The organism is Sulfurimonas denitrificans DSM 1251, from assembly GCF_000012965.1.
Classification (GTDB): domain Bacteria; phylum Campylobacterota; class Campylobacteria; order Campylobacterales; family Sulfurimonadaceae; genus Sulfurimonas; species Sulfurimonas denitrificans.
The window spans coordinates 1822640-1838762 of sequence record NC_007575.1 but is presented as its reverse complement, the minus strand read 5'-3'; the positions used below and the strand labels follow the sequence as shown (position 1 = coordinate 1838762).

At 35.5% G+C, this 16123-nt stretch carries 18 protein-coding genes; 15 read left to right on the top strand and 3 right to left on the bottom strand.

Translation table 11 applies throughout. From position 1 onward, the window contains the following. Positions 1-46 precede the first annotated feature (46 nt). The 6 genes from gap (at position 47) to SUDEN_RS09105 (ending at position 5611) form a co-directional block, all read left to right on the top strand. The gene (gene gap, locus SUDEN_RS09130; RefSeq protein WP_011373369.1) at positions 47-1045 is read left to right on the top strand and encodes a type I glyceraldehyde-3-phosphate dehydrogenase; all 999 of its coding nucleotides are present in this window, start codon (positions 47-49) and stop codon (positions 1043-1045) included. Between the two features lie 8 nt (positions 1046-1053). Continuing rightward, complete coding sequence (locus tag SUDEN_RS09125) at positions 1054-2253, top strand: phosphoglycerate kinase (RefSeq protein ID WP_011373368.1); 1200 nt, start codon at positions 1054-1056, stop codon at positions 2251-2253. A 3-nt stretch (positions 2254-2256) separates the two neighbouring features. Then, a complete protein-coding gene (locus SUDEN_RS09120; protein ID WP_011373367.1) occupies positions 2257-2979 on the top strand; it encodes a triose-phosphate isomerase in 723 nt (240 codons plus the stop codon). Positions 2980-2990: 11 nt separating this feature from the next. After that, complete coding sequence (gene fabI / locus SUDEN_RS09115; RefSeq protein ID WP_011373366.1) at positions 2991-3812, top strand: enoyl-ACP reductase FabI; 822 nt, start codon at positions 2991-2993, stop codon at positions 3810-3812. An 89-nt stretch (positions 3813-3901) separates the two neighbouring features. Beyond that, complete coding sequence (locus tag SUDEN_RS09110; RefSeq protein WP_011373365.1) at positions 3902-4561, top strand: TorF family putative porin; 660 nt, start codon at positions 3902-3904, stop codon at positions 4559-4561. A gap of 90 nt (positions 4562-4651) precedes the next feature. Further along, positions 4652-5611 carry an ABC transporter permease gene (locus SUDEN_RS09105; RefSeq protein WP_011373364.1) on the top strand — a complete coding sequence of 320 codons (960 nt, stop codon included), beginning with the start codon at positions 4652-4654 and terminating at the stop codon, positions 5609-5611. Between the two features lie 151 nt (positions 5612-5762). Here the strand turns inward: SUDEN_RS09105 and nusA are convergent, their stop codons facing one another. Further along, positions 5763-6905, bottom strand: coding sequence for a transcription termination factor NusA (gene nusA / locus SUDEN_RS09100; RefSeq protein WP_011373363.1), 1143 nt, complete (start codon positions 6903-6905; stop codon positions 5763-5765). A 173-nt stretch (positions 6906-7078) separates the two neighbouring features. Between nusA and SUDEN_RS09095 the strand changes: the two genes are divergently transcribed. From SUDEN_RS09095 to SUDEN_RS09055, 9 genes are read left to right on the top strand one after another with little or no spacing between them, the layout of a single operon-like run. Then, complete coding sequence (locus SUDEN_RS09095; protein WP_011373362.1) at positions 7079-7324, top strand: HP0268 family nuclease; 246 nt, start codon at positions 7079-7081, stop codon at positions 7322-7324. A gap of 5 nt (positions 7325-7329) precedes the next feature. Beyond that, the gene (gene miaB, locus SUDEN_RS09090) at positions 7330-8637 is read left to right on the top strand and encodes a tRNA (N6-isopentenyl adenosine(37)-C2)-methylthiotransferase MiaB (protein WP_011373361.1); all 1308 of its coding nucleotides are present in this window, start codon (positions 7330-7332) and stop codon (positions 8635-8637) included. Next, a complete protein-coding gene (locus SUDEN_RS09085) occupies positions 8630-9253 on the top strand; it encodes a lysophospholipid acyltransferase family protein (protein ID WP_011373360.1) in 624 nt (207 codons plus the stop codon). Before miaB ends, SUDEN_RS09085 begins: the two co-directional genes overlap by 8 nt. Next, a complete protein-coding gene (locus SUDEN_RS09080; protein WP_011373359.1) occupies positions 9243-9701 on the top strand; it encodes a hypothetical protein in 459 nt (152 codons plus the stop codon). Before SUDEN_RS09085 ends, SUDEN_RS09080 begins: the two co-directional genes overlap by 11 nt. Next, the gene (locus SUDEN_RS09075) at positions 9679-10518 is read left to right on the top strand and encodes a tyrosine-type recombinase/integrase (protein ID WP_041672307.1); all 840 of its coding nucleotides are present in this window, start codon (positions 9679-9681) and stop codon (positions 10516-10518) included. Before SUDEN_RS09080 ends, SUDEN_RS09075 begins: the two co-directional genes overlap by 23 nt. Beyond that, complete coding sequence (locus tag SUDEN_RS09070; protein ID WP_011373357.1) at positions 10515-11507, top strand: hypothetical protein; 993 nt, start codon at positions 10515-10517, stop codon at positions 11505-11507. The genes SUDEN_RS09075 and SUDEN_RS09070 overlap by 4 nt, the downstream gene beginning before the upstream one ends. Beyond that, complete coding sequence (locus SUDEN_RS09065) at positions 11508-12062, top strand: hypothetical protein (protein ID WP_011373356.1); 555 nt, start codon at positions 11508-11510, stop codon at positions 12060-12062. Continuing rightward, positions 12052-12591 carry a hypothetical protein gene (locus SUDEN_RS09060; RefSeq protein WP_011373355.1) on the top strand — a complete coding sequence of 180 codons (540 nt, stop codon included), beginning with the start codon at positions 12052-12054 and terminating at the stop codon, positions 12589-12591. The genes SUDEN_RS09065 and SUDEN_RS09060 overlap by 11 nt, the downstream gene beginning before the upstream one ends. Before the next feature lie 24 nt (positions 12592-12615). Beyond that, positions 12616-13803 carry a mechanosensitive ion channel family protein gene (locus SUDEN_RS09055; protein ID WP_011373354.1) on the top strand — a complete coding sequence of 396 codons (1188 nt, stop codon included), beginning with the start codon at positions 12616-12618 and terminating at the stop codon, positions 13801-13803. Here SUDEN_RS09055 and tilS read toward each other — a convergent pair. Beyond that, complete coding sequence (gene tilS / locus SUDEN_RS09050) at positions 13795-14784, bottom strand: tRNA lysidine(34) synthetase TilS (protein WP_011373353.1); 990 nt, start codon at positions 14782-14784, stop codon at positions 13795-13797. The two genes, SUDEN_RS09055 and tilS, sit on opposite strands and share 9 nt — an antisense overlap. Continuing rightward, positions 14771-16090 carry a 30S ribosomal protein S12 methylthiotransferase RimO gene (rimO, locus tag SUDEN_RS09045; RefSeq protein ID WP_011373352.1) on the bottom strand — a complete coding sequence of 440 codons (1320 nt, stop codon included), beginning with the start codon at positions 16088-16090 and terminating at the stop codon, positions 14771-14773. Before rimO ends, tilS begins: the two co-directional genes overlap by 14 nt. Positions 16091-16123: the final 33 nt, after the last annotated feature.

Sequence of the window (16123 nt, the reverse complement as noted above, 5' to 3'; positions counted from 1 at the left end):
AACTTTAGGTAAAATTGCCCAATTTTTATTTTAATTAGGAAATATAATGGCACTAAAAATAGCAATTAACGGATTTGGTAGAATCGGTCGCTGTGTGGCTCGAATTGCCGCAACAAGAGATGATGTAGAGATAGTTGCAATAAATGACATGGCAAGCATGGATATGATGCTTTATCTTCTTAAGAACGACTCTGTTCATGGAACATTTAAGAGTGAAGTAGTGCAGGTTGATGAAGATAACATCACTATTGATGGTAAAAAAATCAGAGTTTTTAGTGATCGTGATCCAAAAAATCTTAAATTTGCTGAGTGTGGTGCAGATATGGTTTTAGAGTGTACAGGTGTATTTTTAAGTCAAAAAGATGCTCAAATTCATATCAATAATGGAATTAAAAAAGTTCTGTTTTCTGCTCCAGCAAAAGATGACACACCAACATTTGTAATAGGTGTAAATGAACATCTTTATAAAGGCGAGAGCATTGTTTCAAATGCTTCATGTACTACAAACTGTTTAGGACCAATAGCAAAAGTATTAGATGATGCTTTTGGAATAGAAAAAGGTCTTATGACAACCATCCACTCATATACAAATGATCAAAATATCTTAGATGTAAAACACTCAAAAGATAAGCGCAGAGCACGTGCTGGAGCTATAAATATGATACCTACTACGACAGGTGCAGCAAAGGCTATTGGACTGGTTCTTCCACAACTCAAAGGCAAACTTCACGGGCAAAGCGTTCGTGTTCCAACTCCTAACGTCTCTATGGTTGATTTAAACGTAATCGTAAAGAAAAAAACGACAATACAAGAAGTTACTGCTGTATTTAACAAAGCTGCAGAGGGCTCTTTGAGAGGAATAATCTTAATGGATAAAGAGATGAGAGTATCTCAAGATTTTGTTGGATGCGAATATAGCGCTATTGTCGCAGAGGATTTAACTCAGGTAATAGATGGCGATATGGTAAAAATTATGGCTTGGTATGACAATGAGTGGGGGTACTCTACAAGACTCTTAGACATGGCACTACACATTAGCAAATAGGATAGCATTTGGAACTATTAAATATTAAAAATTTAGATTTAGCTGGTAAGAAAGTTTTTATAAGATGTGATTTTAATGTGCCGATGGATGAGTTTGGAAATATCTCAGATGACAGACGCATTCGCTCAGCAGTATCTACTATAAACTACTGTCTTGATCAGGAGTGTGCAGTAATTTTAGCATCTCATCTTGGTCGCCCAGAGGGAGAAGTTGTTGATAAGTATTCACTTATCCCAATTGCAAGGAGAATACAGCATCTCTTAAGAAGAGAAGTTGATCTCGCAAGCGACGTTGTTGGAGAGGACGCACTAAAGAGAGCGTCTGAACTTAAATCTGGTCAAGTCTTAATGCTTGAGAATCTTCGTTATGAAGCGGGTGAGACAAAAAACGATAAGGAACTTTCAAAAAAGTTGGCATCAATGGCAGATTTTTACATAAATGATGCTTTTGGTGTAAGCCATCGTGCTCATGCTTCTGTTGAGGGAATTACACATTTTTTTGACGACAAACATAAAGCAGCAGGATTTTTACTTCAAAAAGAGATAGATTTTTTGGGCAAAATCATACAAAATCCAGTACGTCCTTTTGCTGCAATAGTAGGAGGAAGTAAGGTTTCTGGAAAACTAGAAGCTCTTATAAACTTACTTCCACGTGTAGATAAGGTTCTAATTGGTGGCGGAATGGCTTTTACATTTTTGAAAAAACTGGGCTACGATATAGGTGCCTCACTTGTTGAGGATGACTTATTGGAAGAGGCTGGGCGAATTATGGATGAAGCAAAAAAACTTGGAGTTAAATTTTATCTCCCCGTTGATGTGGTAGTTGCCGATAAATTCTCAGAGGATGCTATAAGCAAAATTGTCTCATATCAAGAGATTCCGCCTCTTTGGATGGGATTAGACATAGGACCAGCTACAGTTAGACTCTATGGAGAGGTTTTAAGTGATGTTCAAACAGTCCTTTGGAATGGTCCAATGGGTGTTTATGAGATGGATAAATTTGCACGTGGCTCAAATAAAATAGCACATTTTGTTGCAGATAGTTACGCTACAACAATTGTTGGTGGTGGCGATACAGCCGACTTGGTGCAAAGAATTGGCGTTGATGATGAGATGACATTTATCTCAACTGGAGGAGGAGCCTCTCTGGAGCTCCTTGAGGGCAAAATTTTACCAGGCGTGGCATCTTTAATAAGAAAAAAAGGTTAAGTTATGATAATTGCAGCAAATCTAAAAACAAATTTAACAAGAGAAAAAACTGCCAAATATATAAAAGAGGTAGAGAGTTTTTTAAATCAACACAATATCTCTCAAGAAGTTTTTGTTTTTCCTGCAATTTCTAATCTTATAAGTAGCTCCGCCAATGTAGTTGTTGGTGCCCAAAATGCTTATCCTACCCAAAATGGGGCGTTTACTGGGGAGATAGGCAATGAGCAGTTAGAAGAGTTTGGTATAAAAACTATCCTAATTGGGCATAGTGAGAGACGACATGTTATAGGCGAGACACAAGACTCACTAATAGTAAAATTTAATTTTTACAAAAATCTCGGTTTCAAAATAATCTACTGTGTCGGAGAGCCTCTACATATAAGAGAGATGGGGCATGAAAAAATGATGGAGTATATCTCAGCACAGTATGTTGGTATTGACGCTGCTTATGAGAACCTTATCATCGCTTATGAGCCTGTCTGGGCGATTGGAACAGGACTTACTCCAACGCTTGAAGATATAAAAATGATACATAAAGAGTTAAAAGCAAAATCAACTGCACCGCTTCTTTATGGAGGAAGTGTAAAAGTCACAAATGTTGAAGAAGTTTTAGCGCTTGATGGCGTTGATGGCGTGTTAGTCGGAAGTGCGGCACTTTATGTCGAACACTTTTGTACAATGTGCGAGTACGCACAAAATATAGATAAAAAAAATAAAAAATTATAGGAGAAAAGAGTATGTTAATGAAGGGCAAAAAAGGCTTAATAGTAGGATTGGCAAACAATAAATCAATCGCATACGGTATAGCAAAAGCGTGTGCAGATCAAGGTGCCGAGATGGCATTTACATATTTAAACGATGCACTTAAAAAAAGAGTTGAACCGATTGCAGCCGAACTTGGAAGCGATAAAGTATATGAGCTAGACGTATCTAATGAGGCTCACATGTCAAATATAGCTTCACTTGTCGAAAAAGATTTTGGTAAGATTGACTTTTTGGTTCACTCCGTAGCATTTGCACCTAAAGAGGCATTAAGCGAGCCGTTTATGAAAACTACAAAACAGGCATTTGCTATTGCTATGGATATCTCTGTTTACTCTTTGATTGATTTAACAAACCGCCTAGAGTCTGTTTTATCAGACGATGCTTCAATTATTACTCTCTCATATTTAGGCGGACCTAAATATATAGTGAATTATAACGTTATGGGTGTTGCAAAAGCGGCTCTTGAATCAACGGTTAGATATATGGCAGTTGAGCTTGGTAAAAAAGGTCAACGTGTAAATGCAATATCTGCAGGACCTATTAGAACTCTTGCTGCTGCAGGGATAGGCGACTTTAAACAGATTCTTAACTGGAACGAGATTAATGCACCTTTAAAGAAAAATGTAACAATTGAGCAAGTAGGCAACTCTGCTATGTATCTTTTAAGTGATTTGGCATCAGGCGTAACAGGGGAGATTCACTATGTTGATGCAGGATATAATATAATGGGTATGGCAGCGGCAGAGGAGAACGAAGAGGGTAAAACAGTTCTCTCTTGGGATGCTGCTAAATAATTTAAAAACTGATTAAAATTTACTCAGTTTATTGAATGGCTTCTTAGTTTGATATGATAAAATTTTCCTATCAGCAAAAAGGATATAAGATGAAATTGAGTAAAATTACTCTAACTGCAGCTTTAGCTGTAACTGTTTTATTTGGGGCAGATGAGGCATCTGATGTAACTATTAGTTCAAAAATGGCTCTTACTAGCAACTATATTTGGAGAGGTATGACTCAAAGTGATAACTCTGCTGCACTTCAAGGCGCCCTTGATTTAGGCTATAAAGGCTTGTACTTAGGTGTATTTGGTTCAAATGTAGAATTTGGTGCTGAAAATAGAGCCTCTTTAGAGTTAGATATATATGGTGGTTACGCAGGTGAACTATATGGAATTGGTTATGATGTTGGATTAATTAGCTATTCATATCCCAATCAATCTAAAGAGCTTAACTTTGCAGAAGCATATATTGGGCTAAGTAAAGATTTCGAAGTTGTAAATATTGGTGCAAAATATTACAGCGGAATTAAAACAGATGAGTTAGATCCTACTGATGCATGGGAAGTAAGTTTATCGGCACCTCTTGTAATGGAATTAACATTGAGCGCTCTTTATGGTGATTATGACAAAGTAGGAAACTACTACAACGTTGGAATTACTAAAGCGCTAGGCAAATTTGAAGTAGGCATCTCTTATGTAGGTATTGAGATGGATAATAATCCAAATCAGGATAACCTTATAGCCACAATAAGTACAAGTTTCTAGCTAAGAGACTTTTTAAATAGAAAATTCATTTTCCCTCTTATTTTTTTGGAAAATGAGTTTTGTAGCAAACTTTTTTGATATAATCCTCCTATGATGGAATTACTAAAAAAACTTACATACATTTTATTTATGCTTTTTCTTATCTCACTTATTTCATTTTTAGCAATACATGCAGCACCAAATAGCTTTTTTGGCGCAGGAGAGTTAAATCCAAACATGACACCAGCAGCCATTAACGCACTAAAGGCTGTTTATGGGCTTGACAAACCTCTACATGTACAATATTTTGACTGGATTTTAAATATCTCAAGACTAAATTTTGGTATCTCTTTCGTTAGTGGGCAAGATGTAACAAGCGAGATACTAAAACGTCTGCCAATTACTCTGATTATGAATATTACAGCACTTCTTAGCGTCTTTGCTCTATCTTTGTACTTAGGGGTAAAAGCCGCTCTAAATTATGAAAAAAAGAGTGATTACCTTATTCGTCAAATCTCTTTAATCTCTTTTTCTATGCCATCTTTTTATCTTGCACTTCTTTTTATCATATTTTTCTCTACAACGCTAGATATTTTTCCAATAGCAGGTTTGCACTCAATAGAGCCAAAAGGGGGTGTAAATTACTATCTTGATATGGCATGGCACTTGGTTTTGCCAGTAGGTGTGATGATATTTGTGGGGCTAGGAAGCATGATAATCTATGTTCGCTCCCTCACACTAGAGATACTAAAGAGTGACTACTACTATTTTGCACTCTCTAGAGGAATAGAAAAAAAAGAGCTGCTGCGCTACTACATACTTCCAAATCTTCTTCCTCCAATTGTTACACTTCTTGGTCTCTCTCTTCCTGGGCTAATAGGCGGAAGTGTAATTTTAGAGTCAATTTTTGGCATAGAGGGGATGGGGCAGCTATTTTATATGAGTGCAATGAGTCGTGATTACCCAATAATTATGGGAACTTTGATGATAACAGCATTTTTAACGTTAGTTGGAAATATGGTGGCAGATGTCATACTCCTAAAGTTAAATCCATACATGAAGAGAAACTAACTTTTATATTTTGATTGAGAAATAAGTAGTTTTAGAAAGCTAAAGAGTGTCAATAATTTCTCATATATGAAAAGATATATGTAGCTTTAGGTGGTTGTAGGGACAATTGTCCCTACCATCTTTGTGGGCTTTGCTCAGAAAGTGTTTTAAATCAGTTAAACAACGCCTTAAGTGCATCAACGCCCTCTTTTTGCTCTTTATTATCTTGCATGTCACTCATTTGGGCAACTTTTACATCGCTCTCTACAAGCTCGATGTTCAATCCACTCAGCATTGAAGCAAGACGGATATTTATACCATTCTTACCTATCGCTTTTGATTTTTGATCTGTAGGCAGAGTTATTATCGCTTTTTGAGCCTCTCCGTTTTCATCTTTTAGTATCTCAACATTTGAGATGATAGCAGGACTCATAATTCTAGATATAAATAACTCAGGAATAGTTGTGTACTCTATGCAATCTATGTTCTCACCAATTAGCTCTTGGCTAACAGCATTTATACGAACACCTTTTACACCAACAGTTGCACCAACAGCATCAACTTGTGGATGCGTGCTAAAGAGTGCTACTTTTGCTCTCTCACCAGGAATACGAGCACTTCTCTCCACGATTACAGTTCCATCTGAAATCTCTGGAACTTCAAGTGCCAAAAGTTCTTCTAAAAACTTAGGAGAAGTTCGTGAAAGCTCTATCTGTATGCCATTCTCTTTATTCATATCAACACGTCTAACAACCGCTTTTAAGTGGTCTCCAACTTTGAAAATTTCACCTTTAATACGGTTTTTTATAGGTAAAACTGCACGAATTTCATCTATCTCTATATAGGTAGAGTTTTGATTGTCAACTCTTGTAACTCGCCCATTTACAAGAGAGCCTATTTTTGATTTGTACTTGTTAAAAATCTCATCTTCTACAACTCTTTGAATATGGTACTCAATCTCTCTGTGTAGCTGAGATGCAGCAGTTCTTCCATACTCTTCTAAGTCATGTGGAATCTGCAGCTGATCATCAAGTTCTACCTGATCGTCATACTCTCTTGCTTCTGTGATAGAGATATATGCAGGTGCAATCTCTTCATCTTTTAATCTCTCATCACTATCTGAGACAACTGTGATTGTTTGAATGATATCAATAGTTTTTGTTTGAGTATTAATTACAGCTTCAAAGGCAAATTTTGAGTTAATTATTCTCTTTGCTGTTTGTATAAAAGCTGCTTTTAGAGCCTCTTTAACTTTGTCTGACTTGAGACCTTTTTCATTTGCTATTGCTTCAACTATATCTAAAATTTTTTCCATTATTATATCCTTGATTAAGAGTTATCTCATAAAAAACAGTGCTAAAAAATATAAGGGAGTTCTTATGGAGAGTGGCATTATACCAAAATAGCATAAAAGCATCTTTAATGCGAATTTTAGTAGAGTTTAACTATAATGCAAGAAAATATAGTGCACAAAAATAAGGATAAAAAATGGATTTGAAATTTGCAAGAACTGATGTTACAGCAAAGCCAAAAAAAGCAGAATTAGCGAAAATTGAGGCTGCAGTTGAAAAAGATGAGAGCGTGATTTTTTACTTTGATAAAGAAAATTCACACAAAGATTTACTAGAGCTTCAAGATTATTTTGAGGCAAAAGGAAAAAGCTTTTATATGAACGAAGTAAAATACGGACTCTCAGATGGAGAGTACATGTACCAAGTTCATATAATTAACTAAAAATTATGCAGGGTATGAAGAAACTTTTTATTGAGACTTTAGGTTGTGCAATGAACTCACGAGACAGTGAGCATATGATTGCAGAGCTAAGCGAGAAAGAGGGTTATGAAACCACAAATGACCTCTCGAGCGCAGATTTAATCATAATTAACACTTGTTCAGTTAGAGAAAAGCCTGTAGCAAAACTCTTCTCAGAACTGGGAGTTTTCAACAAAAGGAAAAAAGAGGGTGCAAAGATAGGTGTTTGTGGCTGTACAGCTTCACACCTTGGAGAAGAGATAATCAAACGTGCACCTTATGTAAGCTTTGTTTTGGGTGCAAGAAATGTATCTAAGATAAGTGAAGTTTTACACAAAGAAAGAGCAGTGGAGATAGATATAAATTATGATGAGAGCGAATTTGCTTTTAATGATTTTAGAACATCTCCATATAAAGCATACATAAATATCTCAATAGGATGTGATAAATCTTGCACATACTGTATAGTTCCAAAAACACGTGGAGAAGAGATATCAATCCCAACAGAACTTATTTTACGTGAAGCACAAAAAGCTGTAAAAGGCGGTGCAAAAGAGATTTTTCTCTTAGGACAAAACGTAAACAACTATGGTCGCCGTTTCTCAGGTGAACATGAAAAGGTTAGCTTTAGTGAACTTCTTCGCCGCCTTAGCAAGATAGATGCGCTTGAGAGAATCCGCTTTACATCTCCTCACCCTTTTCACATGGATGATGAGTTTATAGAGGAGTTTTCCTCAAACCCAAAAATTTGTAAATCAATGCACATGCCACTTCAAAGCGGCTCTAGCAAAGTTTTAAAAGATATGAAAAGAGGCTATACTAAAGAGTGGTTTTTAAATAGAGTTCAAAAATTAAGAGCTATGTCGCCTGATGTAAGTATAAGCACTGACATAATCGTCGCTTTTCCAGGTGAGAGTGATGAAGATTTTGAAGAGACACTCTCTATTATGAGAGAAGTTAAGTTTGATCAGATTTTCTCATTTAAGTACTCACCTCGTCCAGAGACAGAAGCTGAACACTTTACAAATATAGTAGATGAAGATGTGGCATCAAGCAGACTTACTACCCTTCAAAACTTAGCAGTTAACATACTAGATGAAAAAAACAAAACGCATCTTGGAAAAATATATCGTGTCTATTTTGAAGATTTAAATCAAGACTACTATGCAAGTGGTAGAAGTGATAACAACTTGCTCATAAAAGTAAAAGGCTCTGATGAACTCCTTGGAGAGTTTAGAGATGTAAAGATAACAGACATTGGAAGAACTATCCTAAGTGGAGAAATAGTTGGCTAAGAGGCTGCTTCGTGCATTTGCACTTTTAGTTGTTCCTTTTATAGCTTCGCTACTTATGAGACTTCTTTATGCTACAAACAAAAAAGAGTTTCACTCTCCAGATACCATCTCTAATGAGCCAACAATCTTTGCATGTTGGCATGGAGAGCTTTTAATGCTCCCTTATCTCTACTCAAAATATAGAAAAACTCCACATGCAAAAGTTCTTATTTCAAGCCATTTTGATGGAATGTTAATCTCAAAAACAATAAAATATTTTGGATTAGGAACCATTGCAGGCTCAACTAACAGAAACGCAGCAAGAGTTTTGATACAGGCAATCTCTGCCATAAAAGATGGCTATGATATAGGAATAACTCCAGATGGACCAAAAGGTCCTCGTCATGAAGTAGCTGATGGTATAATAGCTATGGCGCAAAAAACAAAGGCAAAAATAGTTTTAGTTGAGATAAAGCCGACAAAATTTTGGCAGTTAAAGAGCTGGGATAAGTTTAAAATTCCTAAGCCATTTGGTACACTAAATTACTACTCTACTGCTCCCATTGATGTAAGCGATATGGACACTTTGAGTGCAAAAAAATTGATTAAAGAGGGGCTTTTAAAACATGAAAAATAAATTTTTTATCCCAGCTTTTGCTATCTTTTTGCTCTTTATTATGGCGACCTATTTTTTAATAAATCCATCTTATGAAAAATCCCTCAAGGCAAAGTATTATTTTGAGATTGCAGAGTATGACAAAGCTTACTCTTTGGCAAAAGAGGCTTTTAGTTTGGATTTGTACAACAGAATGGCATCTACAATCATGACGCAATCTCAAACATCACTAAAATATGTTAGCTATATCCAAGATGCAAAAAAATATATGCAAGTAATAGATGAGATAGCAACGCATGAGAGAATATCTGAGGCCGATAAAGCAAAAATAAGAATGATGTGTAATATTATGATTAGCTCTTATGTAAAATTGGCGCCAAGTGTGATAACGGATGAGACTCTTATTAATGAGAGTGCTGAGTATTATAGTAAATTTGAGAAGCTTCTTGAAAAAGTTAATAAAAACTAAAAAAGTGGAGTTTCTAAAATATCTAGAGGATATTAGAGGCTACTCAGACCTTACAATTAAAAGCTATGATGAGTCCATCACAGAAGCACTAAAGAGCATAGAATTTGTGCAAGATAAAAATCATATCCTCTTAAATCTTATGCCATATCGTATTAAGATTTCAACGCTAAACCCTAAAACAATCAGTAAAAAACTAAGTGCAATTCGCTCATTTGCAGACTACTTAAACGATAATGAGATAAGCGTTATGTTAAAGGGTGATGATAGCATTAAAGTTGCAAAAACATTACCAAAACCGATATCACATGTAAATATCATCGAAGCCATAAACTTAGCTTCTTTGGATGAGAGAGTGGTGGTTACTCTTTTTTATACACTAGGGCTTAGAATCTCTGAACTCGCCTCATTAGAGTTAAAAAATGTCTCTGATGAGTGGGTTAGAGTTATTGGAAAAGGCTCCAAACAAAGAGATGTACCGCTCTTAGAGCAGAGCAAAAAAGTTCTAGATGAGTATTTAAGCAAATCACCACATAAAAAGTTTGTTTTTGAAAAAAATGGCGAAAAATTAAGCGAAAACAGTCTAAGATATATCATTACAAAAGTCTTTAGAAGGGTTGGATTGAAAGTTTCTCCTCATCAGCTTCGTCACTCTTTTGCATCACAGCTACTCAATGGTAATGCGCCTATAGCAGATGTCAGTGAGTTACTTGGACACTCTTCTATGGCAACAACACAGATATATACTAAATTGGGCAGTGCTTTGAAACAACAAAACTATAATATGGCTCATCCACTTTGCGGAGTCAAAGAGTCATGATTGGAAAACTTTTAGAATATTTATATACAAAAGTTTTTATAAATATAATTGTACAAAATTCACAAACAGTCGTATATGTTGAAGTTTGTTCAAAAAAAAGAGTAGAGCAGAGTTTACATAAAAGTTTTGATACAACTACTCTCAACGCTAAAATGTATGAATTTATCTCCGCGTATTATAAAACCTCCCCTTTTTGTTACATTTCCATCTTAGATGGCTCCTCTTTGCAAGGGGCTGTTCCTACATGTATCGTTAGTGAAATGAGTAAATATTGTAATATTAACTCCTCTGAACATAAGTGCTACTCAAAAAATTGGGCATTTTACACATCAGAGTATGATTTAGAAGCGATAAAACATGAGTACAGAAGCATAGGCGTTGACTTTATCTTCTCGCCTTTTGCGCTTTTAGCTAATTTTTTCAAAGATAAGATAGACACTACTCTCTCTATGTTTATACTGCTTGAGGAGAGCGCTCTCTCTTTTACAATATTTGATAACACAAACCTGCTCTATGCCCAGTATTTAAGCATGCAACATAGCAAAAATGGTGAAGATATTTTGATGGACACCTCTTTAGATGAGTATGAAGAGATGCAAGGGATTGATTTAGAAGAGATTACAGTCGAAGACGACTCCTCTGGATTTGATGACTTTACAAATATTGAAGATTTGGATGATGGAGAGGGGATAGATGAGTTTTCCGATAATGTAGAGATTCAAGATATGGACGATAGAACAGAGACTATTTCCGATAGTGGATTTAATGAAGATTATCAGAGATTTACTCTTATTCAAAGCGCCTTAAACACTTTTTATAAAGATCCAAAATATAAAAGTCAATTTATTGAGAGTGCATACATAGCAGATGGAGTAGGCGTAAGTAGTGATCTTAAAAATTATCTTGAAGAGGAGATTTTTTTAAACGTCTTTATAAGAAAAATAGATCTAGGCAGCGCACTTTGCGAGATGGCAAAGGCAGAGATATAGATGAAATATAGTTATATAAAACCAAGGGTTAAAACTGTTTTTACAAAAGATTTACAACTTCTTTTGACCTTTTTTAGTGCGACTATTTTTATGCTTTTTTCTACTTACGCTTTTTTACTTTTTAAAGATTATAGATTTGATAAAGATCTATTTGAGATAAATGAACAAAAAACAAAATTTAATCAAAACATAGTAAAAATGAGCCAAGAGATAGAAGATATAGAGAAGCAAGTCCTCTTTAGTGAGAAGATATTTACAAAAAACAGCGTATTAAAAGAGAGTATAGCAAACCTCTTTGACTTAGTTCCTATCAGAATAACTCTCTCAGAAGCTAAAATTATGCAAGATGGACTTGTTCTATATGGAATAACTCCAAATAAAGATGTTTATAACTTTATGCTTCATGCTCCACTGCGCTCTATCTTTCATAGAACCTATAGCAGTTTCTACCCAGATAAAAATGGTTGGCTCCGTTTTGTCTCAACAAACTATATAGATAACGAAGAGATTAAGCTTGATGAAGATAACAAAGGGGAGGTGGAAAATGAAGATTAATTTCTCAAGACAAAATACCTATCTTTTGGCAGTATCCCTTTTTCTGCTTGTTTTTGTTCTAATCTTTTCGTTTGCAGTTTTAATTCCAGAGGGAAAAGAGTACAGAATCAAAAGAGCAGAGTTGGCTAAAGAGAGTCAAGAGTTAAAACAGTTAAGCGATTTTGCAGTTGAGAAAGAAGTTATCCTTCAAAAACTCAGCAGTGAGCATCTTCACTCCATAGAAGCCTTTGAGGCAGAATTTAACCAAGAGAGATTTGTAAAGCAGCATAGAGCATATTTCAGCTCTTTAGATGTTTCAAAAGTCCAACCGCTTGGGGAAGAGGATGGCTTTAGCGTTTATGAAGTAAATACTACCTCCGAGATTAGTTCACCTAAGGGCTTTTATGATTTCCTTGACTCACTAAATAAGAGTGATTGGATAATAGGGGTAAATTTCCCTATTAACTTTAAAAGAGAGGGTGAGATGATAAAATCATCTTTTACAATGAGAGTCTATAACAATAAGAGTGATTCCAACACAACTAAGTAACTTCTAAAATTTGAATGGAAAAATATGCAAAATCTAATCAATATTCTCTCCATTGAAACCATTTTTGAACTCTTTATATTGGCGGTAGTAACCCTTTTTATCTCAATACTGCTCTACTATCTATCAAAAAAATATCTCCTAAGAGTCATACACAAATTTATCCATAAAACAAAAAATAGCTGGGATGATATCTTCTTAAAGATTGGTTTTTTTGAAGAGCTCATAAAGATTATCCCACCTCTTATAATTCTATTTTCACTAAAGTTTTATCCTCAAAACATAAGTAGCGCCATCTCCAATATAGTAGAATTTTGGATAGCAATAGTCGCAATAAAGATAGTAGATAAATTTTTATCAGGAATCTTAGAAATTTACAGCGCCTATGATATATCTAAAGATAAGCCCATAAAAGGTTATATCCAACTAATCAAAATGGTTGTATATATTCTAGGCACTATTGTTGCGATATGTATATTATTTGGCATATCTCTGTGGGGCGTTTTAAGCGGAGTAGGGGCGTTTACAGCAGTTCTTATGTTTATATTTAAAGATACTATTCTCTCTCTTGTTGCAAGTGTTCAAATCACAGCAAACGATTTATTTAAAGTAGGTGACTGGATAGAAGCTCCAAATTTTGGTGCTGATGGAGAGGTTATAGATATCGCACTCCACTCGGTAAAAGTTCAAAACTGGGATAAAACAATCGTTACTATCCCCACATATAAGTTTATGGAAAACTCTTTTAAAAACTGGAGAGGAATGTCACAAAGTGGAGGAAGGCGCATAAAGCGCTCTCTTTTTATAGATGCCAACTCCATAAAATTTTGTACACCAGAGCTTTTAGAAAAACTCTCTGAGATAGAGATTTTAAAAGATTACCTCCATGAAAAAACAAAAGTAGTCGATACAACCCATAAAGTTACACTAAATGAGAGAAAACTGACAAATATAGGAACATTTAGAGAGTATGTAAAGAGATATTTGATAAACAACCCAAACATCGATAACAAAAATTTCACCTTTCTTGTAAGACAGCTACAGCCAACTTCAAAAGGAATCCCACTCGAAGTATATGCTTTTAGCAACAAAAATAAGTGGGCAGAGTATGAAGATATCCAGTCCGATATTTTCGACCATCTTCTAGTGGCGCTTAGGGAGTTTGAGTTAAAGTTATATCAAGAGCCCTCAGGAGAGATTGGCACTCTAAAATAGCTCTTTTATCTTTAAAAAAACTTCCCTGTTTTCGTATAGATAGTTGCGCAGTTTTGGCTCTATTTTTAAAACTCTGCACTCCTCTTTAAACTCGCTACTCATTACTACTTTTGTAATATATGGAGCTATAAAGACAAACTTTCTGCTCTGGTTTATAACAAATTTTCTGCCAACTACTAAACTCTTCTGCTCCCTTAACAAATCTCTCTCATTTGCACTTAACATGTAGAGCTGTGATTTTAGATATTTATCTATTGCAAAGATATTACTTCTTTGAGTATTCAAACGTTTAAAGTAAGCAAATTTGTCTATTACTTTTATATCAGCTTTTTCTATTAGAGCCTCTCTATCTTCATCCAAATAAGCAAAACTTTTTCTGATTCCCTCAAGATGTCTCTCTAGCAGAGGAGTTGTGTGGTTATGTCTAAAGTAGTTTCTCTTTATGCTCTCATCCAAGTTACTCTCATCCTCAAAATAGCGTGCCTTTATGCGATGGAGATACTCTATGAGTTCTCTCTTCTCCAGATGCAAAAGAGGGCGGATGATGGTGTAAGAGCCTCTTTTTTGAACACTCTGCATCCCTGCAATCTCAGCACATCCAGCCCCTTTGCAAAACTGCATTAAAAACCACTCAAATCTATCTCCAAGATGATGAGCGGTTAAGAGGTTTTCATAGCTATTCTCCAGAGAGAGTTTTGAGAAAAATTCATATCTTATCTCTCTGGCTTTTGCTTCAAAGTTTTGCTCTATTTTTGGCGCATTATATATATGACATGTAATATTATTGGCTGCAGATAGCTCTTTTGCGTAAGCAACTTCATCTCTGCTTTGCTCTCTAATTCCATAATTTACTATGGCAATATCAAAAGGGATACTCTCTTGTGTAAGAAGAAAAAACAGAGCGCTAGAGTCCGCTCCGCCTGAGAAAGCTAGAAGATTTTTTTTGTCTCTCAGTTTTGAGAGGATTTTATCTTGAAGCATTCTTTGTTGTTGCAGTTAATATATTTCCAACCATATCAGTTATCTCTGCGTTATAAATCGCTCCAAAATTAAGCTCCTCTTCGCCACTTCTGTCATTTACATAAATCTCACCATCTATATCTGGCGCCCAGAGAATTTTTCTAGCACTAAGGAGATACTCATGCTCATCGCTCTCTTTATCTATGACAAGGAGAGTCTCTTTGCCAATCTCTTTTTTTAAAGATGCCTGCATAACATCTGCAGCAATTTTGCCTAAAATAGATGCTCTTTTATTTATAACTTTTGCTGCAATCTTATCGCTCATCTCATGTGCTGGAGTTGTCTCTTCATCTGAATAGGCAAAAACATTTATGCGCTCAAACCCAAAACTAGAAGCAAACTTGCACATCTCATCAAACATCTCTTGGCTCTCCCCAGGATGTCCAACTATAAAGCTTGTGCGTATAAATGAGTTAGGTAAGCTTTTCATAAACTCTAAAAGCTCTAGCGTCTGCTTTTTGCCAAAACCTCTCTTCATAATGCGCAACATATCATCATTTATATGCTGAATAGGCATATCAAAGTAGTTATGAAATATCTCACTTTTTGCTATATTTTTAAGCAGCGCCATAGATGTAGTAGATGGATAAAGATAGAGGATTCTAGCACTCTTTACCCCCTCAATTAGCTCAACTCTTTGTATTAAGAGACTTAGCCCGTCTTTTACATTTTTATCTCTTAGGTATGAGCTTGAGTCTTGTGATACAAAAGAGAAATCCCAATACCCTTTTTTTACAAGACTCTCAACCTCTTTAGCGATAGAGTCTAAAGTTCTTGAGTTCAACTTCCCCTTAAAAGATGGAATAGCGCAAAAACTACATGTCTGGTTACACCCCTCTGAGAGCTTTATGTAAGCGTGATAAGTCGAGCCAGTAACTACACGCTCTGCACCATCAATGAGGTAAACTGCTTCTGAGAATCTACTCTTTTTCTCAACCAAAAGTTCATCTATCTTGTCATAATCGCCAACACCCGTAAAGATGTCAACCTCTGGCATATCTTTGGCTAACTCCTCTTTATATCGCTCACTAAGACATCCAGCCATAACCAAAACAGAGTCCTCTTTTCTTGCATCATGTAGATTAAGAACAGTGTTTATTGACTCCTGTTTTGCAGCATCTATAAAGCCACATGTATTTACGATGATAACATCAGCATCACTTTGATTGTCGGTAAGTTCAAAGTTTTGAAGTTTGCCCATCATCACCTCTGTATCAACTAAGTTTTTTGTGCATCCAAGAGATACTATGTGGAGTTTATTGCCCATTATTTCTACTTTATTTTTTTTTGTATTATATCT